Annotated in this window: 13 protein-coding genes and 1 pseudogene; 2 read left to right on the top strand and 12 right to left on the bottom strand. The window is 61.6% G+C overall.

Going from position 1 to position 26,960, the window contains the following annotated elements:
• Window positions 1–87: 87 nt before the first annotated feature.
• The 9 genes from JJD74_RS16075 to gspG all read right to left on the bottom strand — a co-directional run bounded on the left by JJD74_RS16075 (window position 88) and on the right by gspG (window position 22,659).
• The gene (locus JJD74_RS16075; protein WP_200615406.1) at window positions 88–12,591 is read right to left on the bottom strand and encodes a filamentous haemagglutinin family protein; all 12,504 of its coding nucleotides are present in this window, start codon (window positions 12,589–12,591) and stop codon (window positions 88–90) included.
• A gap of 192 nt (window positions 12,592–12,783) precedes the next feature.
• Window positions 12,784–13,893 carry a substrate-binding domain-containing protein gene (locus JJD74_RS16080; protein ID WP_042559458.1) on the bottom strand — a complete coding sequence of 370 codons (1,110 nt, stop codon included), beginning with the start codon at window positions 13,891–13,893 and terminating at the stop codon, window positions 12,784–12,786.
• A 497-nt stretch (window positions 13,894–14,390) separates the two neighbouring features.
• On the bottom strand, window positions 14,391–15,602 hold the full coding sequence (gene gspF / locus JJD74_RS16085) for a type II secretion system inner membrane protein GspF (RefSeq protein WP_200615409.1): 1,212 nt from the start codon (window positions 15,600–15,602) through the stop codon (window positions 14,391–14,393).
• Complete coding sequence (gene gspE, locus JJD74_RS16090; protein ID WP_200615418.1) at window positions 15,602–17,008, bottom strand: type II secretion system ATPase GspE; 1,407 nt, start codon at window positions 17,006–17,008, stop codon at window positions 15,602–15,604. The genes gspF and gspE overlap by 1 nt, the downstream gene beginning before the upstream one ends.
• Window positions 17,009–17,168: 160 nt before the next feature.
• Window positions 17,169–19,523 carry a type II secretion system secretin GspD gene (gspD, locus tag JJD74_RS16095; protein ID WP_200615426.1) on the bottom strand — a complete coding sequence of 785 codons (2,355 nt, stop codon included), beginning with the start codon at window positions 19,521–19,523 and terminating at the stop codon, window positions 17,169–17,171.
• Window positions 19,520–20,068 (bottom strand): type II secretion system protein GspM, encoded by a 549-nt coding sequence (gene gspM, locus JJD74_RS16100; RefSeq protein ID WP_200615428.1) that lies wholly within the window; start codon window positions 20,066–20,068, stop codon window positions 19,520–19,522. Before gspM ends, gspD begins: the two co-directional genes overlap by 4 nt.
• A complete protein-coding gene (gene gspL, locus JJD74_RS16105; RefSeq protein WP_200615430.1) occupies window positions 20,061–21,239 on the bottom strand; it encodes a type II secretion system protein GspL in 1,179 nt (392 codons plus the stop codon). Before gspL ends, gspM begins: the two co-directional genes overlap by 8 nt.
• A complete protein-coding gene (gene gspK / locus JJD74_RS16110) occupies window positions 21,236–22,192 on the bottom strand; it encodes a type II secretion system minor pseudopilin GspK (RefSeq protein WP_200615441.1) in 957 nt (318 codons plus the stop codon). The genes gspL and gspK overlap by 4 nt, the downstream gene beginning before the upstream one ends.
• Before the next feature lie 8 nt (window positions 22,193–22,200).
• Window positions 22,201–22,659: a type II secretion system major pseudopilin GspG gene (gene gspG, locus JJD74_RS16115; RefSeq protein ID WP_042559465.1), complete on the bottom strand. Its 459-nt coding sequence runs from the start codon at window positions 22,657–22,659 to the stop codon at window positions 22,201–22,203.
• Window positions 22,660–22,806: 147 nt separating this feature from the next.
• Here gspG and gspI point away from each other — a divergent pair, with 147 nt between their 5' ends.
• Window positions 22,807–23,181, top strand: a complete 375-nt coding sequence (gene gspI / locus JJD74_RS16120; protein WP_200615449.1) for a type II secretion system minor pseudopilin GspI — start codon at window positions 22,807–22,809, stop codon at window positions 23,179–23,181.
• A 262-nt stretch (window positions 23,182–23,443) separates the two neighbouring features.
• Here gspI and JJD74_RS16125 read toward each other — a convergent pair whose 3' ends face one another.
• Window positions 23,444–23,803 (bottom strand): DUF6124 family protein, encoded by a 360-nt coding sequence (locus tag JJD74_RS16125; protein WP_200615451.1) that lies wholly within the window; start codon window positions 23,801–23,803, stop codon window positions 23,444–23,446.
• A 361-nt stretch (window positions 23,804–24,164) separates the two neighbouring features.
• Between JJD74_RS16125 and JJD74_RS31470 the strand changes: the two are divergent.
• Window positions 24,165–24,282 (top strand): annotated as a pseudogene (locus JJD74_RS31470) (DUF6124 family protein); the annotation flags it as partial.
• A gap of 256 nt (window positions 24,283–24,538) precedes the next feature.
• On the opposite strand, the gene JJD74_RS16130 reads toward JJD74_RS31470, so the two are convergent.
• Both JJD74_RS16130 and JJD74_RS16135 read right to left on the bottom strand, forming a co-directional pair.
• Window positions 24,539–25,555, bottom strand: coding sequence for a CNNM domain-containing protein (locus tag JJD74_RS16130; protein ID WP_200615453.1), 1,017 nt, complete (start codon window positions 25,553–25,555; stop codon window positions 24,539–24,541).
• Entirely contained in the window at window positions 25,552–26,928 is a 1,377-nt protein-coding gene (locus tag JJD74_RS16135; RefSeq protein ID WP_200615456.1) for a hemolysin family protein, read from the bottom strand. Before JJD74_RS16135 ends, JJD74_RS16130 begins: the two co-directional genes overlap by 4 nt.
• Window positions 26,929–26,960: the final 32 nt, after the last annotated feature.

Consider the following 26,960-nt stretch of genomic DNA (forward strand, 5'->3'; position numbering starts at 1 on the left):
ACCACCACCGTCCCGCAGGCTTTACGTTAACTGGCTGAAAAAAAAGGGCGGCCAAACGGCCGCCCAAACGTACTACACGAGAGTCTTTTACAGCGTCAGTTGCCCACGCTCCTCCTCGGTCAACTGCTGTTTCGCCTGTTCATCCCGCGCCCCGGCGCCCAGCACTTGCACCGGACTGTTCGGGTTGTAGCCCGGCGCCGCTGCACGGCTGGCGCCATCGCGGGATGGGGTGAGTTGTTCGCTGCCGAAGCTCAACACCTGCACGGTAAACACCGACGCCTGATTCTGCCGCGCTGCCGCCTGTTGCTGGCGCGCGACATCTTCAGCCGCTTGCGTCGCGGATGAGGCGGCGGAGCTGGCTGAGGTGATCGCCCCGGTGTTGACCGCCGAAACCACCGGTACGCCGGTCGCTTTGCCCTGCACCGAGATGTTCGCCGCGTTGACCACCGTCAATGCGGCGATGTTGACGTTGCCCGACACGCGGATCCCCGCCTCGCCCGCATCGATGGTGCCCAGCGGTGCGATCAGATCGATGTCGCCCGGCGCCACTTCGGCAATCGGGTTGAGCGTGGCAATACCGGCGCCAGTGCTCGGCACCGATGGCGACAAGGTGACGTTGCCCCAGGTGTCGTAAACCCGTTTAGGCGGTGTGTAAACCACGGTGGTTTTCGAGCCGCGACCGGCGTTGATATCGCCCTCTGCCGACCAGCCGAGGATCGAGCCGCCGAACGTGGTCATGATCCGGCTCTGGCCGAGCAAAATGCTGCCCTGCGAATAGAGCTGAATGTTGCCCGAACCCTGGGTGATGATCCCCGCTGTGGATGGCGGCGCCGCGCCTTCGATGCCGAACACCTGACCGCCGCCCGGCGTGAGCATCTGGATGTCGCCACCGAACAGGGTCTTGACCCCGGCACCGCCATACAACGTGATATCGCCATCGTAACGAATCGGATTGCCCGCCACATCGGTGGTCGGGAACAGCGCTGCAATGGCATTGCGACCGCGCAAATAGCTGCCAGTGCGCGGGCCATCGACGTCGTTGTATTCCAGGCCACCGGCACGCAATTCAGCGAAGTACACCTGGCGGGCGAAGATAGCTTGCTCGGTGCTCGGCAACGCGGCGAAGAAGGCTTGCGCCTGATCTGCGCTGCCGCTGAAGCCATAACCGAGGGTCAGCCAGCTCTGCAATTCGTCGAGGTAGGTTTTGACCACTTTGCCCGGTTGCGCACTCAACGACGCATCCGGATTGGCGAGGTTCTGCGCGCTCAGGTAACGGGCAATGAACCGCGAATAATCCGGCCCCTGCGCGCCCGCTCCGGCCTGCAACACGACACTGGCGCCGGGTCGATTGTCCCCGGCCACCAGTGGCCCGAGACTGGTGATACTGGCGCGATCCTCCAGCAGAATGTTACGCCCGGCATTGATGTCGAGAAGGCCCGGGCCGGCGATGTCGAAGCTGCTGTAAAGGATGTCGCGGCCAGCCGAAACCCGGGACACATCCCGAGGGGCATTGTGGATCAGCAGATTGCCTGAAGAACTGATCTGTTCGTTATTCCAGCCCATTTCCGACGGTGCCGTGGTCGGTTGTCCGAGGTTGGCACCGGAGGCGACGATATCGCGCCCCGCCAGCATCCATACCGGCGCCGCGCCTTCATACCAGGTGCGCATTGAGTTGGTGAAATACAAGGTTTCGCCGCTGCGAACGCCGACCAGATCACCGGTCAGCGCATAAAAGCGTGCCGGGGCCTGAACGTTGTTTGACCCTGAATACGTGTCAGCACCAAAAGCGAACAATGGATAACGCGAGTTCAGAGACGGGGCCACGCCATCGTTGCTGTAATTGCTCATCACCGGTCTGCTCGCGCTGTATTGCGCATAGCCGGTGAACGCGGGCGCGAACGGTGTGGCGATGCTCGACAGACTGGCGCCGGACTGGTTGATCGCGTAACCGCCGGCATAGATCGAATCGCCGGCGAGCATTTCCAGTTGTCCGCCGTTTGAAGGCGCCAGCAACAGCGAATAAGCCGGTGCTGCCGCATCGCCGCGGTCTTTGTATGCCGCCGACAGACCGGCATAGATCGAACCCTGAGCGGCGACTGCGCGCAACACAGATGGATAGACGAATCGCCCGTCCGTTGGCGAGGAATTGAGGCCCGGCACGGGACCCTGCGAGTAGGTCTCGTTCAACTGGGTGCTTGGCGTCAAGTTACCGCCCGCCGAGAACAGATCAATGGCGGTGTGATCGCTCCACAAGGAGAAGCCTGTAAGGCCGCCTCCGGCGTGAAAAACGCCATCCGCATCGGTAAACGCCGTGGAGTTCTGCAACCCTACCCGGCCTGGATCGGCCGCGCCGCCCAACACCAGATCGCCGCGGGTGCTCAAGCGCATGCCCGAGTCGCCGGGAATCAACACCAGACCTCCGGAGGCACTGCCCAGCGTCGACGTAAACGGATCGAAGGCACGGGTTTCGCGCGAGTCCTGGAATTCGGCCGCCGCACCATACTGCAAATTGATTGCCCCTAATGCCCCGCCCGAAAATTGCGCAGCACCGCGCAGGTTGATCAATGCGCCTTGCAAGTCGTGACGCGGCGCTGCAACGCCGCTTTCCCCGGCACGTGCCAGCAATGACGGATTGAGCGCACCTGCGATGCGGATGTCCATGTCGCCGCCACCGGTGAGTTGCAAGCTGCCGTCGCTGCCGACCCGGCCGGTGCTGCCCACCGCCACGATCAGGCCCTGACTTCGCGGATTACTCTTGCTGTCGCCCAACGGATTGAGCATGCCGGCATCGCCACCGGCGCGCAGGCTGACGTTGCCACCGCCCAGCGCGCCGAAACCGGTAAAGCCCACCAGATAAGGGGCGGTATCTGCACCCGCATCAGGCAAAGGCTGGGTGGCATAACTGCCGAAGTTGATCCACCACGCCGTCGGCACATCGGTGTTGCCCGTGCCCTGGCGCCAGAGCCAGTTGCCCACCGACACACTGGACACCTGTTCTCGATAGTCCGCATCAGGGTTTATCCCCCGTCGCCCGACTGCATCACCCGACACCGAGCCGCCGGCATTGATTGTCAGGTTGCCCCCCAACGTCGGATACCAGGCCTGATAAAGGTTGTCGGTACCGCCATTGACCCATTTTTCGTAGTCCATTCCCTTGCTGCCCAGCACCGAGCCATCGTCCGTCAGACGTCCACGCGGCTGGTTGTATCGCGGATCAATATCGCTGGACTGAGTGCCGGCGGTGTACACGCCGAAAGGCGAATTCATGCTCAGATTAACGGCCGCCAACACGTCCAGATCGCCGGTACCGGTACGCAACACACTGAACATTTGCGAGTGCGTGGTGACGGAGATGCCGCCCTTGTTGGCCACACAGGACCCGGGGTCGATGTCACACCAGAACAGGTCATCATCGATGATCGGCGTGCCTGGCTCCATGCCCATGATGTTGCCCTCCGCCCACAGGAATTTCGACGGAGCGACACAGGCGCCAGGAATTGCATCGCAATAAAACAGATCTTCCTCTTTCACCACCTCACCCGCCGGGTAGCCCAGCGGATTGCCGTCGGCCCATGTGGTGTCGAGCTGCTTCTCGACCACTTTCAAACCGTAGTGGGTATCGGCCAGGCGCAGATTACCGTCTGCGGTCAGCGGCTTCAGCGCACGGCTGTCGGCCGCGTCAAGGTCAGCACCGGCCGCCACGCGCATCGACCACGAAGAACTGCCCGGCGCCAGCATGCTCGCGACCGCCCAGTTGCTGCCCTGTTGCGTGGTGCTGGTGTAACCGCGCAGTTCAATGAATTGCGTGCCATCGGCCAGCACAACGTCGGTCATGGACGGGATCAGCGCGCCGCGCAGCAACGCCAGCGTACCGCTCAACTTCACCCCGACCACTTTATTATCCGCGCTTATCGCACGTGGCAGCGGTACGTCTTTGGGCCAGAGCATCGCTTGCACAGCGGTAGCACTGTTCAACCGGATGCCAGCCCCCAGGCGGCTGCCTGCCGGTAACGTCACGCTGTCCTTGAGCAACGTGCCGGCGGCGTACATCAGGTTGCCCGAGGCGTCATGAATGGCGCCGGACAACACAGTGCCAGCGCTCACCGCGTAGTCGTTGACGAGTACGCCTTCGGTTGGCAGCAACGTGCCGCTGGCCAACGTGGTTGCTTGAATCGGCAAGTCATAATTAAGCGTGGTGCCCGCCGGGAACAGCGTGCCCTCGGCCAGGTTCACGCCGGCACCCGGCACGATCAGATCGCCGCCAAACGGCTGCACACCCGGCAACAGTTTCCAGCCAGCATCGTCGACAGTTTCCGCAGGCGGTGCGAAACCGTCGTTGATGCTGCCGTAGATATCCAGGTTGCCACCGGCACGAATCACCAGGTTGCCAGACTCGCCTGAACCATAGACCGTGGTCTTCTGCGTATGCGGGTTGAGGCTGGCATAACGGTAGCGGGACAGGTCGATATCGCCCTCCACCACCAGGTCGCCGTCTGCCGTTTTACTGGCGATCTCAACGCCAGGGCGCAGATGGAACGAATCGGCGTAAGTCGCGTTATTGAGACCTGCGAGTTTGCGTTGCAACAGGTCGTTGTTGACCAGCGCCGCGTCGATGAATGCGCTGCTATCACCATCGATGCGATCGAACATCGCCTGATCGAGCACCTGATAGGGTCGGCCACTGGCCGCAGGATCGACGCCATCGCGGGCGTCAGTGTAGCGGCGCATGCCGTTGAGACCGATGGAGCGTGCGCCTTGAACGGTCAGCGGACCGCTGGCATCGATGGCGATATCGTCGACGCCCAGCCGTGGTGCGTTCAACTCCAGGGTTCCGCGCAGCATCCCGTCGTTTTGCCCAGGCAATGGGCCGTTAACGGCAGCGGTGCCGTGACGCAAATCGATCCGTGCACCGGAGGTCAGCACGAGCGCGCCTTCACCGGAATTGAGCTCGACCATGGCACGGTTCGGCGCGTCGATGATCTTGCCGTAACTGTCGACCCGCAACACCCGACCATGGGCATCGAGCACGGCATTGCCACTGATCGTCAGACCGTTTTTGCCAGACAGGCGAATACTGCCGACCCGCTCGCCGCTGGCATCGATCAGCCCGCCAACGGTGAGGCTGCCATTGTCCACCGACACGTTGACTTCGCCGGCCTTGAGCCCGTCACCGATCAGCAGATCGCCCTGTTTGAGCTGCAAGCTACGGCTGCCAAACACTTGCCCGGCGTTCAAACGTTGGTTAAGTGCGGCGAACTGTTCATTCAAGTCCCCACCCAACCGTTGCGCACGAATATCCACGCCGCCGGCCTTGTACGGCACCCGCGTGCCACCGGCATCGTAATAACCGCTGCTGGCGCCGAGGATCTCGCCTTGCAGATCGACCACGCCCGCATCCGCCGCCAGCGCCACAGCATTGAGGTTGCCGGCCTGATTGTTCTGCGCCGACAGGTCGATTCGCGAGCCGGCCGCCTGACGGATATTGCCGTTGTGGCTGTAGAGCGAAACGTCACCGCCCCAGCTGTACTTTTTCACGTCATTGAACGGCAAGGTGCGCCCCGCGAGATCCAGTTGCGCATTGCCGGCCAGGGTCAAATCATCGTCAGACTTGACCACCAGTTTGCCGCTGGCCAGCGCAATACGGCCATCAAGCACGACATCGCGCGCCTCAAGATTCAGTTCCGCACCCAGTGCATCAGCCGTTGCAGAACCGCCAGCGCCAGACAGGATCAGGCGGTTACCGGCCTTCATCGTGTTGACCGACGCCGCTTCACCCGTCAGCAACGGCGTGCGCAAATTCAGGTTGCCGCCGCTGTAGGCGTAACCCTCGACCGGGTCATAAGCCCCCTGCTCCTGGTAAACCGCGAGGCTGCCTTTGTGATTGGCCGTAATGCGTTCGCTGGCCGTCAGATTGACGTTGGCGAACCCCAAGGCCAGACGATCGTTTTGATCCAGGCCGTTGGGTTGCGGATTGGGGCCGTAACCCAATTCGATGCGCTGCGCCTGAATGTCCAGCGTGCCGCGACCAGTCCCGGCGCCGTCGCTGACCACTGCGCCGGGTGCCTGTGTGGCGCCGTTCCAGATCAGGTTGGCGGTGCGGATAGTCGCCACATCCTGAGCGTCACCCTGACCGTAGATCGCCGGAGTGGTCAAAATCAGGTTTTGCAGTTTGCTGCGCCCGGTTTGCGGGTCCAGCGTATCGAGCGAAACATTGCCGAAGAAGTTGAACGAGTCACGGGCCGTCAGGTTCAAGGATTCCAGCGCCGGCGCACCGAATTGTGTATCGCCCTGCAACAGGCGATTGAGCACGCTCTGGCTCAGCGTGAGGCCGACCGGCACGCGGCCCTCTGCGTCGGTCAACACCTGGGCATTGCCCACATTGATCGCGCCAACCGCCAGGGTCAGGTGCTTTGTGCCGAAACGCACCGCATCGCTCAGTTCAAACTGATTGTCGGTGGCTGCGGTAATGCTGCCGTTGGAGTAGAGGGTCGCCGGGTTAGTGCACGGTTCCAGCGAACAGGTGCCGATACGGATGCTGCCCGCGCCATCAAGACCGACTGACTTCGCCGGCGCCAGCACGCTGGTTTGGCCGTTGGACACTAACAGCAGACTGGCTTTGCCGGGGTCGTAAACAAATCCGCCGGCCGAGTCGAACGGAGCGGCGCCGCGTCCCAGCGTATTGATACCCGCACCCGCCTCAAGGGTGATGCCGCCGTCGGGTCTGCGGGTGCGCAGTACCACCTCCGGCGCAGAAAGCACGGCGCCTTCACGCAGGATGATGTTGTTTGAACTGATGTTGTCGGCGAAGGTGACAATATTGCCCCCGGAGCCGTAATTCACCGTCGGCATGGCGCCAATGGCCAGCCGTCCGCCATTCATTCGATTGAGGCTATCGGCGTAAAGCGCAATGCCGCTGAAATCCTGCGTGCGCGAACGACCCGCCCCCAGCACCTCGATGTCGCCGTCAACTGCGCGCACAACAGCTGTACCCGCCACACCGCCCTCGGTCGGTTTGAACAGCACCTGCCCGTTGAAATCCAGGGCAATGTCACGCTCCCCGCCGCTATTGAAACGCAGCTCCAGCAACTTCCCATCCATCGGTGCCAGCGCGCGCGATACCCCCAGGCGCGCGGCATCGCTTTTGATGAACTGGCTGTAGCCGGTTTCGTTGTATTGCGAGTAACGCCGCAAGACGTCGGCCGAGGTCAGAATCAGCGCGCTGGAAAGGCTGTCGCGCACACCGGTATTGGCGATCGACATCTGCCCGCTGCTGGTCCATGAACCGTTGCGCATCTGCAAGGCAGGGCTCGTCCCGGCCGCCGTGGCCTGACCGTTGACCTCGACCCGAAATGCTCCGGGCAACAAGGCGAAGGTCGATGGCAGCAACGTGTAGGTGCCAGCCGCCAGACCCGGCACACCGGCACCGACAGTGATTTGCTGGCCGATGCGCGGATCGACCGCGCCCGCCTCGGCAAGCACCGGCGCATACACACTCTGATTGCCCGGCACGATGGCGTAAACCGGATTGCTGGCCAGACCCGGCAGGCTGAAAGAGCCGTCACTGGCATTGCGCACCAACGGGTTGTAGCGCGCATCGGTAGAACCGCCACGGCCGGAGACGAAGCCGGCGCCACGCAAGTCGCCACCGCCCGACAGATCGATCACCGCACCTTGCGCCACGTCGATGTGCTGCGACAGCAAGGTCACGCCCGTCGAAGCGCCAATAATGCCTTTGAGCGCTACAGCGCTGCCGTTATGGCGATAGTCGATGCCATCCGTCGTGCCGCCGTAAGGCATGACCAGCCCGGCGGCGCTGACCGACGTGAGACTGCCCGGCAATAGCTGAACCTCTCGGGTCAGCACCGACTTGCTGTTCTCGCCCAACTGGATCAAACCGAGCGGTGCCCGCAGCACCCCGCCCTGCTCGATGTGGCTGGCCGCCAGCGTCAATTCGCCGAACACTGAGTACGGCAACGCCGAGGGCGTCGCGCCGTTACCGAGAATGCGCAGCGTACCGTCGGAGGGTGCCGTTTCCTGCTGGAAACCGGCGCGAACCCTGGCTCTCGCCCCGGTCACCGGGTAGATCTGCGCCGCACTGAGGTTCAGGTCGCCCGGCGCCCAGAGTTCGGTGAGTGTGCCGGTGCTGGACGCCAGAAAACGCATGTCCCCCGAACTGGCCAGAGAGACCTGAGCGAAGCCACGGCGACCGACCTGCAGCGCCGGTGCGTTGCGTTGCACAATCGACCCGAGGGTGCCGAACGACAGACTGTTGCCAATGTCCAGCAGACTCGACGTGGCGCTGAACTGCGCCGCTGACAGGTCCGGCGTTGGCGCGTTCATGACCCTTGGGCGAATCACGCCATTGGAGTCGTAATAGCGGCCCGTGCCGAGCAGACGCAGGTAAGGCGCAGACAGATTGATTCGTGCAGTGCCTTTCGAATCGTTGGCCAGCGACACGGCACCGGCGTACAGGCTCAAACTCTGATTCAGATGCAGGTCGACATCGCCGTCGAATGAAATCAGGCCATTGCTCAACAGGCCGAGATGATCGAAACCGCCAGCCATCAACGCATCGGCACTTAGCCGTGCGCGGCCGTAGACCAACTGCTGATCCGCCTTACCCGGCTCAAGATCCGCCGGCAACAGGGACTCGCCTTGCTCCTGGCCAATCATCAGTTCTCTTGGCAGGCGCACGTCATTGCTGGCCAGGTTGGGATTGTAAATCGGCGTTTCCAGGGCGATGTCCAATCGACCACCGGCAGCCCCGGCAGCCCCGGCACCGCCTGCCGCCGCCCGCAGATCACCGTCAATAAACAGGCCGTTGTAGGCGCTCAGGGAAATCTTTCCGCCATCCGTGGCAACCGTGGTCGGCCCCTGCCCGGCGATGTCCAGTACGGTCTGAGCACCGGACGCATCGAGACGCGCGCCGTTGCGCACAATCACATAAGCATCGGCGGAGGTGGCAGTGGCTTTCTTCGCGTCGAGTTCACCGCCGATGACGATGTTGCCACCCTTGCCGACCTGGCCGTAGACACGGCCCAGTGCATCCACCGCCGTCGTCGCGCGACCGGCAACATCGAGCACGGCACGTTCGCCGATCCAGATCGAGCGGTTGTGCGCCTGATTGGCAGCTTCCAGAGGATTCACGGCGGGGTCAGTCAAACCGAACTGTTGCTGACGAACATCGATAGTGCCGCCCCAGGCATTCAGTTCACCGTTGAGCGTGATTTGCCCCGGCCCGCGCAGGCCGATGCGCTGCCCCGGATCGACACTGATACGAGATCCCGCGCCCAGCGTCAGTGCGGTGTTAAGCGGATCGAGCAGACCGGCCTCACTCGACCCGGCCTGCAACGACAGGCTGGCGCCGCCACGTTGAGTCAACACAGCCTTGGTCGGGTTTTCCTGAAACAGCGTCGGCGTCCACACCTCCAGCGCCGCCTGCGGATCGACGCCGCTGGCCTGCCCCGACGCCGATGCAGCGAGACGATAAACCGGCATCGTGACATCGAGCACGCTGTTGTCGGCCACCTCCAGCCCGTTAAGGCCAATCATGCTGTACGCCGAAAAACCCCTGCTGAACAGGCTCGGTGCCAGTTGCACAGTGTGCTCGGCCAGTACCTCATCGGTTTGGCCGATCAGAACCTTGTTGGCCTGTACCGACAGCGTGCCGCCGCCCGTGACACCGTAACCGCGCACATCGCCGTCGAGGATGAGCTGCGAGTTGCCTGCCGCGGTCATGGCGCTGGACTCCAGCGTCACGCTGCCGCCCTTGCCCCCGCGGATCTTGCCGTTCGCCAACAGCGCCGCACCAGAAGAAACATCCAGCAGACTGCTCGCCTGGACGTCGACATCGCCACTGCTGCGGATCGAGATCAGGCCTCCGCTCAAATGCGCAAGCGCGTTGCCGTCATCCGGGTTGGTGCCCAGATTGCTCCACAGACCACGGGTATCCAGTCGCACGCCTTCAGCCACCGTGACGCGGGTGGCGTGTCCTGTTAACGCAGGAATTCGCGTGTCGGTGACCTGATTGAGCTGCAACTGATTGAGCACGTTGCCCAAATGAACACGGCCGCCACGGGCCGTCAGATCAGCATTGACCTGCACATCCGGCCCGTACAGGGTGATGTCGCCACCGGCATCGACCTTGATTGAATCGTTAACGTCGATCACATCCCTGGCCGCGACTTTGAGCGCTCCCAACGTGAACCCGTTGAGCTGCCCGGCGTCGAGAAACAGCTTGCCCTTGCGCACTTCGGACACTGCCGCGAGCAGGTTTTGATCATTGCCATCGACAGGCTTCTCGCCGCCAATCTGTACCTGGTCGAACGTCGGGTTGAGGCCGTAAAGCAAGCTGCCCGCCGAAGCGACATAGGCTGGGTCATAACTGCCGACGATCAGTTGCCCGCGCCTAGCCGCGGCGGTCTGGCTCTGCTCATAGCCGTCCAGCGCGGCGCGTGGGGTCTGGGTCTGGCGTTCACCCTGATAAGCCTCGCCAAGCATCTGCCCGTTGAGCACTGCGTTGCCGGTCGCAATCACCAGTTGCCCGGCATCGCGGCCCACGGTGTAGCCCGACTCGACACGCGTGCTTGGGGCGATCAGCGGGGTGTAGTAATAATCGGTCTGCCCCCAGCGCTCGCTGCTGTCTTCATAACCCTTGTAAAAACCGTCGTAGAGCATGTCGCCGGGGGCTTGCGAAACTTCATGCAGGCGGCCATCGGCGCCACGTAGCCAGCTCTGACGAATCTCGCCGCTCTGCACATCCAGCGTGCCGCCGGACAGGTTGATCAGCGAACCGTTCTCGGTGACCACATCGTTGCCGGCGAAACTGACCATGCCGCCCTGGGCCATCCATTCACCGACGCGGTGGCCTTGCGTGCCGAGATAACCGCCGACTTCAAGCAAGCCACCGGCGGTGTACCAGCGATCCGTCGCGTAGCCGTTAGTGCCCGCCGGCACATACACCAGCTCACGCACATCAACCCACACATCATTGCTGTTGAGCGCGCCTTTCTCGCGATTGACCGACGCATCACGCTGTTCGTTGCCTTGCACGTTGATCTTGATGTTGTTGGATTCCATCGCGACTTTTACGCCGATGGCACCCGATACATCGATCATCGCGCCGTCGCGCACGAGGCTGCGTCGCCCCGCCGTCACAGCCACCTGGCCGCCGGTGGCGAGGGTGATCGAGCCATTCTGGAATTCGACACTGCCGCCACTCTGGATCTCGACACGCGACTGGTCGCCGCGCACTTTGTTATTGGCGTTGACGCCGGTCAGCGCGGCTTTGTGCTGACTGTCGAGCGCCGTCAAATCACTGCTGTCGAGCATGATCGCCGTGGCGCTGCCCTGGCCCAACGTTACGCTGCCGGCGGTGTCGGTCGCCGGGTTGAGCAAGTGAATGGTGCCGCGCGTCGCCACCGACGTGCTGGTCAGCAGCACACCGTTTTGCTGCACCTCATGGCCCGTCAGGGTGATGTCGCCCGTGGCCGCCTGAATCAAACCACTGTTGCCGACCTTGCCGGCACTGCTGCCGGCCTTGAAGCCCGGAGTGACTTCGTTGCCAAAGGTCGTGGAGAAGCTGTTGCCTTCGGTGCCCGAACCTTTGCGGATATAGAAACTGTCACCGGCGCCCAGTACGGTCTGGCCCTTGGCGGTGTTGATGCTGCCGTCATTCTGCACCTCGTTGCCGAGCAGCAAGGCATAGCCACCGGCGTCGGTGGACGTCGCCGGTTTATGGGTTGCAATCGACGCGCCGCGCTCGACCAGCACCTTGCCGGCCGCATCGGTGAAGGTCGGCTGGCTGCCGCTGCTGTCGAAGTACAGGCCACGGTCACGAAACTGGATATCGGTGATGTTCGCCGCGGCCGCCACCAGGTTGCGCACATTGACCTGGCTGGTGCCGCTGAAGACGATGCCGTTGCGGTTGATCAGCATCACCGTGCCGTCGCCCTTGATCTGGCCCTGAATCTGGCTGGCCCGTGCACTCGGATCATTGACCCGGTTGAGCACTGCCCAGTTGGATTGCTGGGCGAATTCGACCGTGGTGTTGCGGCCGACGTTGAAGGTTTCCCAATTGAGGATCGCCCTGTCGGCGGTCTGCTCGATGCGCACGTTGGTCTTGCCGTCGGCCTGGGTCTGCTGCGGGCCTTTGGCGTTCTGCCAACCCTGCGCAAGGCTGTTATCGACCTTCAAACCGCCCTCGCCCAGACCGTCCGGCACAAACTGCACCGAGCCCAACGCCGTCGCACGCCCGGCCGCCTGAGCGGCCTGTTGCGCAGCAATGGCTGCCACGGTGTTGTTCAACGTCTGAATCGAGCGCTGCAACTGCTGATTGGCTTTCTGTTGCTGCGCCAAGGGCGGCGTCATGCCCGGCAGGCCGCCAGTGCTCGGCCTAGCAGCGCCGGCTTGCTGCGCAGCGCCCTTGGCGGCGAACCAGCCTGAGCTGAACGCAGTTTGCGCGTGCGCACTGCCCGCCACCAGACACAACGCCACGACCTGCGCCAGCGGCTTGAGCAGCCACAGTGCCGGGTCGGCATCACGCTTGAGAGTCTGGACATGGGTACGTCGACGGGATGGGCGAGCGAGCATCACTACGAGATCCTTTTTGGTAGCCGCAGGTCGGCAACAACCTGCTGTTAGGACATAGGCGGTTGGCGAGAGGCGCGACCGAACGGATGTCACACAAACTTCATGTTGGGGGAGTAACTGCGCTGGAAACGGCAAAAAAAATGGCAGCCCCAAAAGGGACTGCCATTCGTACAGCGGACTAGATGCGAAGTCTTACAGCGGACGACCAATACCGTTGCAGATGCTGGCGTTGTTTATGTCCAGGTTGTTGCCGGTGGTGTTGGTGATGAAGTTGGCGGTCACAGCGTTTTTCCAGTTGGTCGGAACCACGCTGAAGCCGTGAGCCACGGTCGCTACGGCATTACCCGGCACGCTGTAGTGTTTGGTCAGGAAGGTCTTGATATCAGCGGCCACGGTTGCATCCTTGTAGCACTGGCCGAAGACAAGGTTGGTGTAGGCAGCGATTGGATAACCGCTGACTGGGTTGGCGACCACCGGAGCCCACTGGGCAGGGTTGGATGGCGCGAGTGGCAGAGCAACCGAAGACAACGCGGCAGTCACGTTGGCAGGCGTCGGTTGCACACCGTTGACGCGGGAAACCACGGCGTTGCTGCCGGCATTCACGCCGTCCGGGCCGACATAACCGATGGAGCCGTCAACAGCGTTCACGGCAATGGCGACGTCAGCCGTGTTGGCCACGCCCACGAAAGACAATGGCAGCGGGGTACCGGCTGGCTTCAGGGTGTTGGCGAATGTGGTGGTGACGGTAAATTTGGTTGGGCAAACCGCGTTCAAGTGACGCGTGAGGATTTCCGAAGTGCCGCTGGAAGTGGTGCGATACACGACGCGGATCGGCGTGGCGTCAGCAGAACCCAGCAATTGGCCCCACGTGGTTTTAGTGCCCGAGAACACGTCGCACAGCTGAGCGCTGGTCAGGTTCAGAGCGGTCTGGCCGGATTTCTTGTAAGGGATGGCAACCGAAGTGGCCACCGAAGGCAGTTGGATCAGCGGGCCGTAGGAAGCACCGAAGGCGCCGTTGTAGGTGCTGATTTCAGAAGCGCTGAGCACCGAGTCGCTACCGGCGAAGTGTACCGAACCGGTGGTGTTGAACAGTGCCGAGTTGTTGCTCAGGAAAGCGGTTTTGCCAGTGCCGCTGCCGGTGCCCAGGTAGCTGAAATTGGCTGGCAGGATGCTATTGGCAGAACCTTTGTACAGAGCGGCAGGCAGAGTCGCGCCACCACCGGTTACGTTAGCGGCCATGGCCTGGGCGGATGCCAGAGCGGCGACGGTCAGTGAGGCGGCGATCAGAGTGCGCTTGAACATGAAGAATCTCCTTTTCAACGGGGGTTGTGAACACAGGGTTTCAGATTGCTTGCATGACACTGGGAAAACTCACCGGGCCCTCGCGAGCGTTGGCCGTGGTTAAGTCGCACTGAGAAATTCGCAGTTTCCGGTGACAGATAAAGGAAAAAACCTCGGGAGCTGCGAGGTGATTTTCGTCAAGGTTTCTCGGGTGTTTGCGCAGGTCGAAGGTGCGTCTGGATCAAGTGTTTCGCGCAATCGGGCTGGAGCCGTTGAAGGGCCGTTGCAGATGACAGAAAGGAGAACCCGAGGATGGCGGGGTTGAGGCTCGGGTGGTAGGCAGACCGGTGAACGTTATTTAAGAAATTTGTCGGCTGGAATGGCCCTATCGCTGGCAAGCCAGCTCCCACAGGTTTGAGTGTTGTGGGGCAGATTGCATTAACAACACAAATCCCTGTGGGAGCTGGCTTGCCAGCGATGGGGCCAACCCAGACACCATCAAAACATCAGATACACCACTACTGAACCAACTGATTGATCTCAATGATCGGCAGCAACACCGCCATCACGATCACCAACACCACCCCACCCATCACCACAATCATCAGCGGCTCAAGCAACGCCGTCATGCCCATCGCCCGGCGTTCAATATCTCGGGACAGGGTTTGCGCCGCGCGCTCCAGCATCGGTGGCAGCGAGCCGGTTTTCTCGCCGCTGGCGATCAAATGAATCAGCACCGGCGGGAACACGTTCTCGACTCGCAGCGCCGCGGCGAGGTTGACGCCCTCGCGCACCTTGGCCGTGGCATCGCTGACGCTCAGGCTCAAGCGGTCGTTGGACAAGGTCTTGCGCGCCGCTTCCAAGGCTCTTAACAACGGCACCCCCGCACCGCCGAGAATCGCCAAGGTCGAGGCAAAACGCGCGGTATTCAGGCCTAGAATAAAACGACCAAACAACGGCAATTTCAGCACCCGGTGATGCCAGCTTAAACGCGCCGCCGGGTTGCGCAAATACAAACGCCAACTCCAGAACGCCCCGGCCATGACCGCTGCACACAACCAACCCCACGCACGAATGAAATCACTGGCCGTCAGCATCGCCAGCGTCAGCCCCGGCAGATCCTGCCGCGCCTGGGAAAACGCGCTGACCACCTGCGGCACCACGTAACTGAGCAGGAAAATCACAATGCCGATCGACACCAGCCCGACCACGCCGGGGTAGATAAACGCGGTGAGAATCTTGCCGCGCAGGTTGTTGCGCTCCTCGATGTAGTCGGCGAGCCGCTCCATCACCTGCGCCAGATCCCCGGACTCCTCGCCCGCCGCGATCAATGCGCGGTAGATCTCGGGAAAGTCCCGCGGCCGCGACGCCAGCGATTCGGCCAGACGCATGCCGCTGCGCACATCGGCACGCACGGCGCTCAGCGTGTGGGCGATGTGTTTTTTCTCGGCCTGCTCGACCGTGGCACTCAACGCGGCCTCCAGCGGCAGGCTGGCGCCGAGCAGGCTCGACAGTTGCCGCGTGGCCCACGCCAGGTCGTTATCCGACAGCCGTGCACTGAACAATCCACCGCCGCCATGCTGGGCGACATTGCTCTCCTTGTGCACTGCCAACGCAGTCAAACCGCGCGCGCGTAATGCGCTGAACGCGGCAGTCTGGCTGTCGGCCTCCAGGTGCCCCGATTCGATCTTGCCAGTGGCATCGGCGGCTTCAAAACGATAACGATTCATCAGGCGTCCCGTGTCACGCGCAAGATTTCTTCAGGCGCGGTGGCGCCGCTGCGTATCCAGCGTTCACCGTCCTCACGCAGGCTGAACATGCCGGCCTTGTTGGCCGCCGCACGCAAGGCCTGCTCCCCTGCCCCTTGGTGAATCAGCGTGCGGATGTCGTCGTCGATGCAGAACAACTCGTGGATGCCGGTGCGGCCGCTGTAACCGGTTTGATTGCAGTTTGCGCACCCGACCGGGCGCCAGGTGCCGGGCGCGGTAGGGTCTTCTTCCTTGCATTGATTGCACAGCCGTCGTACCAGTCGCTGCGCCAAAACCCCGAGCATTGAAGACGCCAGCAGAAACGGCTCGACGCCCATGTCGATCAAGCGGTTGACCGCCGACACCGCATCGTTGGTGTGCAATGTCGCCAGCACCAGGTGACCGGTGAGCGACGCCTGCACGGCGATTTGTGCGGTTTCCAGATCACGGATTTCGCCGATCATGATGATGTCCGGGTCTTGCCGCAAAATCGCCCGCAGTGCCAGGGCAAAGGTCATGTCGATCTCGGCGTTGACCTGAATCTGGCTGATGCCCGGCAGGTCGTATTCCACCGGGTCCTCCACGGTGAGGATGTTGCTAGTGCTCGCATCCAGCCGCGCCAGCGCAGCATAAAGACTGGTGGTTTTGCCGCTGCCGGTAGGCCCGGTGACCAGCACGATGCCGTGGGGCTGACGGATCAGGTGATCGAGCTTGGCCAATACCTGCGCGTCCATGCCAAGGGTTTCGAGGTGCAGACGCCCGGCCTGCTTGTCGAGCAGACGCATCACCACCCGCTCGCCGTGGCCGGTGGGCACCGTGGAAACCCGAATATCGATCGGCCGTCCCGCCACGCGCAAAGCGATGCGGCCGTCCTGCGGCAGACGTTTTTCCGCGATGTCGAGCTGGGCCATGATCTTGATCCGCGACACCAGCGCACCGTGCAGCGCCTTGCGCGGCGAAACCACGTCACGCAGCGTACCGTCGACGCGATAGCGCACCACCGAATGGGTTTCGAACGGTTCGATGTGAATGTCGCTGGCCTCATCGCGCGCCGCTTGTGTGAGCAAGGCGTTGATCATGCGGATCACCGGCGCGCCGTCCTGGGTATCGAGCAGGTCAGTGATTTCCGGCATGTCCTGCATGAGGCGATCGAGATCGACCTCGTTCTCTGCGGCCCCCACCACCGCTGCCGCGCTGCCGGTGTCGGCATAAGCGGCGGCGAGCAAGCCATCGAGTTCTTCATCGCGCACGCGCTGTATCGTGGTCGCGCCAAACTGCCGCCGCGCTTCACTGATCGACCAGCCCGGCGTCGATGGACACACCGTCAGCACCCCGTCGCGCAACAAAATGCGCTGAGCCTTGGCCCAGGCGTAAGGCAACGCACTCATCGCCCACCCTCCCCAACGCGAATGATCTCCCCCGTGGCAATACGATCCCCTGTAGGAGCTGCCGCAGGCTGCGATCTTTTGATCTTGATTTTTTCAATGCTGCCAAAGAGCAGGATCAAAAGATCGCAGCCTGCGGCAGCTCCTACAGGGGATAGTGTTTTCATTGCAGAGGCACCGCTTTAATGGTTGCCCTCGGACCTGGGGCCGGCACGCCTTGCGCAGTTGCAGGCAATTGCGGCGCCTGCATGTCCGGCATCGCCCAACTGCGCTCCGGCTGCAAACCGCCCTGCGCGCGGCGCATGAAATCGTAGCGGTTGAGGGTAATGCTGCGCCCCGCTTCGCTGTCGCGGATGATGTACGGGCGCAGGAACACCATCAGGTTGGTCTTGGTGATCGCCCGGCGTTCGTTGCGAAACAACGCGCCGAGTCCGGGAATGGTCGACAGCCAAGGCACGGCTTCATTGCTCTGGCTGTAACCGTCCTGCAGCAAGCCGCCAAGCACCATGATCTGGCCGTCGTCGAGCAAAATACTGGTGTCGATTGCACGCTTGTTGGTGACGATGCCCGTCGATGTCGGGCTGTTGGAGGCGCGTTCGTCGATGCTGCTGACTTCCTGATAAATGTCGAGCTTGACCGTGCCGCCCTCGGAAATTTGCGGGCGCACGTTGAGTTTTAGCCCCACCTCTTCACGGGTTACTGTCTGGAACGGGTTGTTGCTGGTCCCCCCGCCCCCGGTAACGTAACTGCCGCTGACAAACGGAATGGTCTGGCCGACAAAGATGCTCGCCGCTTCGTTGTCCAGGGTCAGCAGGTTCGGCGTCGACAGCACGTTGGTGCCGCCCTTGCTCTTCAAGGCGCGGGCCAGCACTTTCAGATCAAGAATCTTGCCGATGCCGGGGATGTCCACGGTGCCGTTGACGTAGCCGAGGTTCAAACCTTGCGGAAGCACGTCGAGGCTGGTCTTGCCGCTGAGGTTGATCCCCGAGCCGCCCAGGTTCGCCCCGCCAATCACGCCTTTACCGCCCAGATCCCCGGTCTGCCATTGCACGCCGAATTCGCTGGCATCGTCCTCGCCGACTTCGACGATCAGGCTTTCGATCACCACTTGCGCACGCCGCTGGTCGAGCAGGTCGATGACTTCACGCAGACTGCGATACAACGGCTCCGGCGCGGAAATCAGCAAGGTGTTGGTGGTCGCGTCAGCCTGGATCGTCACGCCGCCAGCGCTGAAAGCGACGTTCTGCTCGCTGGCCTGCGCACCGCCATTGCCACTGGTACCGCCACTGCCCTGCGCGTAACTGCCGCCAGTGCTGCCCGTTGAAGTGGTCGACGTGGTGCCGCTGGTTTGCGTGCTGCTCTGGCCGTTTTGCCCGCCGGAGCTGCCGCTATTGCTGCCCATTGCACTGAGTACCGAACGCGCACTGTCGCTGGTGCCGCTGTCGCTTTCTCCGGTGAGCAAACCGCGCAGTGCCTGGGCCAGTTTTGCCGCTTGGGCGTTGCGCAGATACACCACATGCAGGTTGCTCGGATTGCTCTGCGCGTTGTCGAGTTTGTAGATCAGGTTACGCGCCAGCTCGGTGCGCTCCGGGCTGCCGGCGCGGATGATGATGGTGTTGGAACGCGGATCGCCAATCACCGCGATTTTCTGCGTCGGGTCGTTGCCCGGCGCGTCGAGCAGGTCCGCAACCATCGGCGCGATGTCGGCGGCGATGCCGTTCTCGATCTGCACCACATCGGTGTCGATGGCGCTCGGCGTATCGATGCCGGCGATCAACTGTGCGACACGGGTCAGGTTCTCGGCGTAATCGGTGACGACGATGGTGTTGTTGCCGGGGTAGGCGTTAATCGGATTGTTCGGCGACACAATCGGGCGCAGCACCGGAATGAGGTTCACCGCGTTCTCGTATTGCAGGCGAAAGGTGCGGGTGAGCATGCCGTTGCCAACGGGTTTGTCGGCGCTGTAGATCGGCCCGCCGAGCAGCTTCGCATCGGCCTCCGGAACCACTTGCGCAACACCGCCCACATCGACCACGGCAAAGCCCTGCATGCGTAACGCCGACAGCAACATGTCGTACGCCTGACGTGCCGGCACCTGACCTTCCGAGACCAGCGTCAAGTTACCCTTGACCCGCGGATCGACCAGAAATTGCTGCCCGGTCGAACGCGACAACGCGCGCACCACCGCTTGAATATCCGCCTCGACGAAATTCAGCGTCACCGGTTGATCGCCCAGTGGGTTGCTCGGCAACGCAGTGCCGCGTGCAGCACCGCCGCCACGGCTGCGCTCGGTGATGTTGTGCAACTGCTTCGGCGCAGGCCTGGCTTGCGCCTGCATGCGTTCACGGTCGAGCACCGCATCGCCACTGCGCTGAGTGTTGGCCAGCGGGCGGCCGAGTTCGCTGTCGACCAGCAACGGTGGCTGATCTTTCGGCGTGGACGTGTTGCTGCACGCGCTCAATGCCATCAGCAGCAGCGGCAACGCCATGCGCGTCGGTTTGGATCCTGACCCCATCATGAAGCTTCCTTAGCGCCAAGCGCCTGATCCATGCGAACGGTGCCTGACAAAGTGCCGGCAGTGACTTCAGTCGTGGCTGTGTCTGCGCGTTGCAAACGGGCCTCGACCACTTGCAGAGAAAGTTGTGCCGGATGGCTCAGCAGCCAGTCGAGCACCGCGTCGGCCGGCGCGACGTCGAAGGTCAACTGCCATGAACCGGCATCCGCCGCCTGTAATTGATAATGTCCGGCCAGACCGCTCGCTTGCAGGGATTGCTCCAGCGACTGGCCGAGACTTTGACCGTCCGGGCGCACGCTGACGTCGCGCAGCACCAGCTCCAGCGCTTGCGTCTGAGCGCGCAACTTCGGCGTTTCGCTTTGCCAGTAAGTGATTTTCTTCAGCGGCGGCTGGATCAGCGCGACCCAGACCAGCAGACCGATCACCGCAATTGCCATACCGCCGACCATGCGTTTTTCGCGCAACGCCAACGGCTGCCAACGTGCCTGCAACTGACTGTTGAAGCGCTGCCAGCGTGCGCGGTAAATCGCCAGCGATGCCTTATTCATCTTCTGCCTCGCTGCTGTTGTCTGCGCTTTCGTCAGTGGTCGCTTCGCTGGCCGGGCGCAATGTCCAGCCGTCGTCATCGGCAGTCACGCTGATACCCGCCTGCGTCAGTGTGGATTGCCAGTCCTTGTCGTTGCCGGTGCGACGCGCGTCTGCGATCAGACCGAGTTGCAGCGTCCCGTCGACAAACGTCAGACGCTCGACGCTGCCAGCCATGAACGGGATGCCCGTGGCAGCCTGCAGCACCAGTCGATTGAAATTCTGCGAGGGATCGTCCGCTGCACCTTTGTGCCGCGCCGCCAATTGCTGGCGGGCCTGTTGCAACGGATTGAGGATCACCGGCAACTCGGGAAACGCCTGCTTCACGCGCTGATTCATTTGGCTTTTGAGCTGCTGCCCCTGACTGGCTTCGCGCGCCGCATAGAGGTTGAGCCCGACCACCCACACCGCCACGGCCAACGCCGAAAACCCGATCGCCCGGCCCCAGCCGCGATGTTCAGTGCCTTGTTGTTGCAGCGCACCGTGCAGACCCCAGCCTGGCAACGGCCCGGTCCAGCGCTGCGCCTCGGCCATCGGCAAGTCAGCACCGGGCGGCGCAGCGTCGCCGATCCAGTGCAACTGCGCGCCCGGTTGCCACAACGCGTGGTCGACGCCTTCATCGAACAACGGCTGAACCTGCGCGGTCTGCATGCTTTCGCGCAGCAGCAAGTGACCGTCCTGCACGCAAGCGACGGTGCCCGGCAGCACCGGCAAGCTGTAGGCCGCCGGGTACAGACCGCGCAGATTCAAACCGGTTTGCTTGAGCATCTGGCCGAGTCGCTGCAAGGCCAGCCGCGGCACCCACGCGATCTGCACCCGCCCTGCTGCGTCACGCGGACTGTGGGCGATGTGCATCTCGCTGCTGTCACCAAGCATCAAGGCTTGCGCCGCACATTGCACCGCTGCAGCGGTCTTGTTGGCCGGCAACGGCGGTAAATCGATACTCGCCAACAGGCTGTCCGCCGGGTGCAGAAAACCCATCAGCGGCGGCTGTTTCTGCATCTGACTCAACTGCTTCAGGCTACGGCGCTCTTCACGGCTGACCTGGCCCTGACGATCCAGCCAGGCGCAGTTCAATTCACTGTCGAGGTCAAGATCCGCCAAGGGCGGCAGGGCAATTCTCAGCTGATTCATGCACCCACCCGCGACCAGATCACCTGCGGCAGACGATCCTGGCTGCGATGCAGCAACGCATCCAGACTGACCCGCCGCTGCTCGCGACGCGCTTCACCGCGCAGTCGAAACCAGTCGCTGGTGATGCCGACCTTGACGCTGGTGAGTTCCAGACTCGGCATGCGCAAACGGTTGACGAAATCGCCCCGGTTGATGAACCAGCGCCCGGCGTCACGCTCATTGATCAGGGCCTGCGCACGCTCCAGCGACAGGCCCGGCACATACGCGGCCAACACCGGCGCGGTGGCGGTGTTGCCGTTGATCCACGTCGTCGCGGGAATCACCGTCAGGTACGGTGCAAGCTTGCTGATGACGGCGTCGTTAACTCCCTCGACGCTGCGCAGGTCTTCGAGGTTGCGCAGCATCGGCAGTTTCGGATTCTCAGGCTTTCGCGAAGCGTTGGGCGACGTGGCGCGACCGCTGTCGAAAGTGTTCTTGTTGTTGGCGATCTGCGGATTCAACAGTCGCGGGTAGGACGCGATCACGCGCTGACTGATGCGCTGACTCAAACCGGCGCTGATCCCGATCAATTCGCACAAGCGCCCAAACGCCTGAATCTGCGCCTCATCAACACGCTCGTTGGCCACCAGATTGCGCAGGTTGAACTTGCCCTGCTCGTCCTCCAGCCGACCCTCAAAACCCTGCACTTCAAGCCGTTGCGCCCACGGCTGATCGAGCCGGGTCAACGGATCGCGCTGGCGAGCGTCCCACAACAACTGGCGGCTGATCTCCAAACCGCCCTGCACCACCCAGCGCCCCTGCACGCGATGCTGATCGGCCTCCAGCGCACGGGTCGCAACGCTTTGGCGGGTCAACATGCCCGCCGCAATCACCGCCACCACGGCAGCAATCAGCAACGCACTGATAATCGCCATGCCTTGTTGCTTCGCCAGATCCGGCGAACGTCTGTTCATGGCCGGCCTTACAGCTGCCAGGAACCAATGTCGGCATTCACGCCGTCGCCGTCAGGCTGCCCGTCGGCACCAAGCGAGAAGATGTCGATTTCACCGTTGGCGCCGGGATTGAGGTACTGATACGGGCGGCCCCACGGATCGTTGGGCAAGCGCTCAAGGTACGAACGCCAGTTGCTGTTCTTCGCATCCGCCGGGCGCTCCACCAGCACTTTCAAACCCTGGTTCATGCTCGGATAAGTGCCGTGATCGAGGCGATACAGCTTGAGCGCCTGCATCAATCCGCCAATGTCCTGCTTCGCCGCCGTCGCCCGCGCCTGATCCGGACGATCAAGCACTTTAGGCACCACCATCGCCGCGAGAATCCCGAGAATCACCACAACCACCATGATCTCGATCAGGGTGAAACCCTGCTGGCCACGGGGCATACGCGGCGACTGCTTAAGCGGTTTGAACTGTGCGATATCCATCTCGACATTCCTTGGCTTGATTCGATTCGACGCGCAGTGTTGCAAGAAGATATGTCAGGGATGTTGAAAATCCTCGGGAGTTTTCGTCGTCAAGCCGTCAAGGACGGGGGTTAGCGTCGGGGGCTGTGTTTTCGCTTTGAGCCCTCCATGCGTGCGCCTTCCCGAGAAAACGGATTTACCCTGATCGAAGTGCTGGTGGCGCTGGCCATTATTGCCGTGGCGATGTCGGCGGCTGTGCGCGTGGCGGGGTTGATGACGCAGAGTAATGGGCTTTTGCGGGATCGCTCGATTGCTTTATTGGCCGGGCAAAGCCGCATGGCCGAGTTGCGGCTTGAAGGCAAGTTGCCGATGGGCATGAAAGCGCAGGAATGTGATCAGGGGCGATTGTTGTTGCGGTGTGAGCAGGTGATTGGCGCGGCGGAGAATGGGCGGTTGCTCAAGGTCGGGATTCAAGTATTCGACCGCAACCAAGACGCGCCACCACTGGCAAAACTCGAAACCCTACTGAGTCGCCCCCTGTAGGAGCTGCCGAAGGCTGCGATCTTTTGATCTTGTTTTTCAGGATCAAAATCAAAAGATCGCAGCCTGCGGCAGCTCCTACAAAGATATCTCAGGCAGCAGAAACAGCGCATGTGTCATCGCCATCACTGCCAGCCCAGCTCCCAAAGATTTCACAGCCAGACACAACATCCCTGACCAACCCAAAACCCTGTGGGAGCGGGCTTGCCCGCGAAGGCGCCAGGACGGACACCCAATCAATCACCAGGTGATACCGATACGCGCATCACCCCGGCAATTGCAAATTATCCAACGCCCGATTCACCGCCAGTTCCCCGAGCATGATCAATTGCGCAATCCCCAACAATGCCCGACGCTGCGACGCCGGCAACAGACTGGCGACGTTCTGCGCGATGGTTTGGGCCGAAGCGAGCGTTTGACTGGCATCGATCAGCAGTTCTTCATTTTTGTTGTCCGCGGTTACAGCGTACATCCCACGGGTTTTGCGTGGAGGTGTTGTAGAGCCGGGCGGACAGAGGTAATGATCGAGCGCGCGGTCGGCGGCTTCGTTGAGTTTTTTTGAGTCGAGGGACTCATAGGGGGAAACAGGATCGGTTTCGGGCGGGTTGGGTGTTGGTTTGATCATGGTGAAGCTCCTTGATTGTTGGAGCCGCCACATTTCGCTGCGAAACGAAGAGAGGTGGCAGCTGTACGCAGGTTCGCAGACCGGGAATCAAGGAACCCGGCATACCCGAAGGTATCCCGCGCACAGCCGCCATAAAGCACCGTTGCCAAAATGGCAACGTTTCGGAGCGCTGTGCGCCTTGATTGATCCGGGCTGCGAAACCCGATCGCTGATTCGTCAGCGACCAGACCACAATAGAACCCACCCCCAAGGCGCACAAGCCGGCGGATTCTGGCGTAGCTGTAGGCAATGGCGCAAGGATATGTAGCCTGGGAGAGTGTTTGGAGATGTCTTTTTAAACGCTGGCGTTTATAGAGTGGTCTTCGCCGCCATCCATGACCCCGCCCACCGCAAAACCGCACAGGGGATTGCGCAGGTGATAATGCTGGGGGGGATTGGCGGTGAATCAGGCGCTGGATGATGTTGAGGTGAAGCCGTAGACGTCTATTGCTCTACTTCAATAGACGGAAAGAAAATGGCCAAGGTTGCCAGACATAACTGACAACTTCGGCCACGAGCATCGGTCTATTTGGCGACACCTCTCGACGCTCTCCTCCCTCCAAGATGCCCCTCTTGCCTACCAATGCTCTCGAGTAGCCACTCGGTCGTTTCCCAAGACTGGGTTCGGCCGGGCCAAGGCAAGGTGTAACTACCAAATAGTTACGGGCAAACTCTCAGCATTTGTACGTGCGGACGCTAGGAACTAGAGGCAGCAGGGAGTACTCGTTTGAGGATGTCGGCCAGCGTCACAACTCCCAGCAAGCGATCCGCGCTCACGACCAGAGCAAGCTGAATGCTCGATTTACGCATGCGCGCAAGCGCTTCGTAGACGGGTGTTTTCGCGTCAAGCACAAAAGCTTCTCGTGCAAGCTCATGCGCCAACCGAGTCTCTGGCTCAAGCAGGGTGTCGCGTACGTGAACCACCGAGGGTTGTATGCCCTCGGTTCCCAGCACGAGAATGCGCAGGTGCCCGGACTCGATGGCTGCAGTGCGGACATTTGCCACCGTCGCATCCCGCGTAACGTGAACCGGCACCTCCCCCGGGATTAGCAAAGCTTCGACGGGCAGTGTGCCCAGGTCGATCAGGCCTGAAATCTGCTGCTGCATCTGCGGCTGTAGCGTGCCGACCTTCGCCGAGTGCTCAACGAGCTGCCTAATGGTCTCAATATCCTGACCACCAACTGCGGCGCTTTCAACGGGCTCTACACCTGAGGCTTTTACCAGACGGTTGGCGATTCGATTCACCAAGCGCAACAGCGGACGTAGCGGCCAGGTATAGATGCGCGACACGATGCCAATTGCCAGAGCGGACCTTTCCGGATGTGCAATGGCCCACGACTTGGGCGCCATTTCACCGACAACCAAGTGCAAGAATGTCACCAGGAAAAGCGCGAAGCCAAAAGCTGCACCACCCGCTGCCCACTCAGGCAAGCCCCACGCAGTGAACACTGGGCCGAGCCATAAGTCGACCGCAGGTTTCGTCACCGCACCCAGGGCAAAGGTACACAGCGTGATACCCAACTGAGCACCAGCAAGCATTAACGTCAAATCATTCATGCCGCGCAGCGCAGCACGAGCGGACAGACTGTTGATGGCCAGCTCTTCAAGGCGGTGCCGGCGAGCGCCGAGCAACGCGAACTCGATGACAACAAACAAGCCACTCAGCGCGATGAGAACGACTGTGGCTATCGTGACTATCAGCGGATCATTCATTGAGCGTCCTCCGCCATAGACACTTTGACCAACCGTACGCGAACTTCAGTCGGAACATGTCGTTCAATACGCAGTACATCAACTTCGAGTCGATATCTCACCGGCTCGTCGGAAATCAGTTCGGCAGCATCGATAGGTAGATCAACGGTGACTGTGTCGCCTTCTCCGGGCAGTGCGCCAAGCTCAGCGATCAGCATACCTGCCACCGTTTCAACATCAACGCGCGGCAGGTCGTGACCAATGATGCGCCTGACTTCGTCGAGGTGAACGTCGCCTTCCATTGTCCAGGTGTCTTCCCCTTCTGACACGATGGCGTCGCCGACTTCCGCGTCATGCTCGTCGGTAATTTCACCGACGATTTCCATGGCAAGGTCTTCAATCGTGAGCACCCCGGCGAAACCACCATACTCGTCGATAACACAAGCTAACTGATCGGCTGTCTGAACCAGTTGATCAAGAGCATCCGGCAGCAGCATCAGCGTCGGCAGCACCTTGGCAGGTCTCATCAGCGAAGCAACGGTCTCATTACTGTTTCCCGTGGAGAGACGTGCAAGCACGTCGGCGAGATGTACAACGCCCACAGGGGCATCATCGTCATCGATCACCGGATATCGGGTGTGAGCACGCGCCATCAGCCCTCGCAGCTCTTCGAGCGTCGTATCGGGTTCAACCCAGTCAACTTGTGATCGGGGCACCATAGCGTGTTCGACGTTGCGTTGCGGGAAGTCGAGGATGCGATCCATCATGAGTGACAACTCGCGTGGCAGGTCGCCACTGTCGCGCGAGTCGGCGATGATGTGTGGCAGATCGGTAGCCGAGGCGCTCACATCGAGGTCATGAATCGGTTCGATACGCAGTAACTTCAGGAGAAGGTTGGCCGATTTGTCGAAGAAACTGATTAGCCAGCCGAAGGCCGACATATAGAAGAGCGTGGAGCGGGCAAGCCGAAGCGACAGGGGCTCAGGGTTCGCAATGGCAAGGTTTTTCGGATAAAGCTCACCCACGACCATTTGGATGATCGTAGCCGCAACCAAAGCAATACCTGTACCGACGGCCACCCTAGCCTCAATCGGTATACCGGTTCCTGCGAGCAGAACGCCTAATGATTCACCTACCAAGGGTTCCGCGACATAACCAACAAGTAAACCTGTGACGGTAATGCCAAGCTGGGCACCCGACAGCATAAAACTTGTGCGGTTCGTGACGGCCAATGCGCGCTTTGCCGACGCATCACCGGCAGCTGCCAATGCTGAGAGCCTGGTACGGTCAACCGCCATGTAGGCAAATTCTTGCGCAACAAAATAGCCATTCACAGCGATGATGGCCAGCATGACCAGGATGCCAAGAATGAGGGTAAGGATAGTTTCGATCATTTGGCGGCACGACCAAATTCAGAATCTGGACA

Source organism: Pseudomonas sp. MF6776 (assembly GCF_016613125.1).
Lineage (GTDB): Bacteria > Pseudomonadota > Gammaproteobacteria > Pseudomonadales > Pseudomonadaceae > Aquipseudomonas > Aquipseudomonas iridis.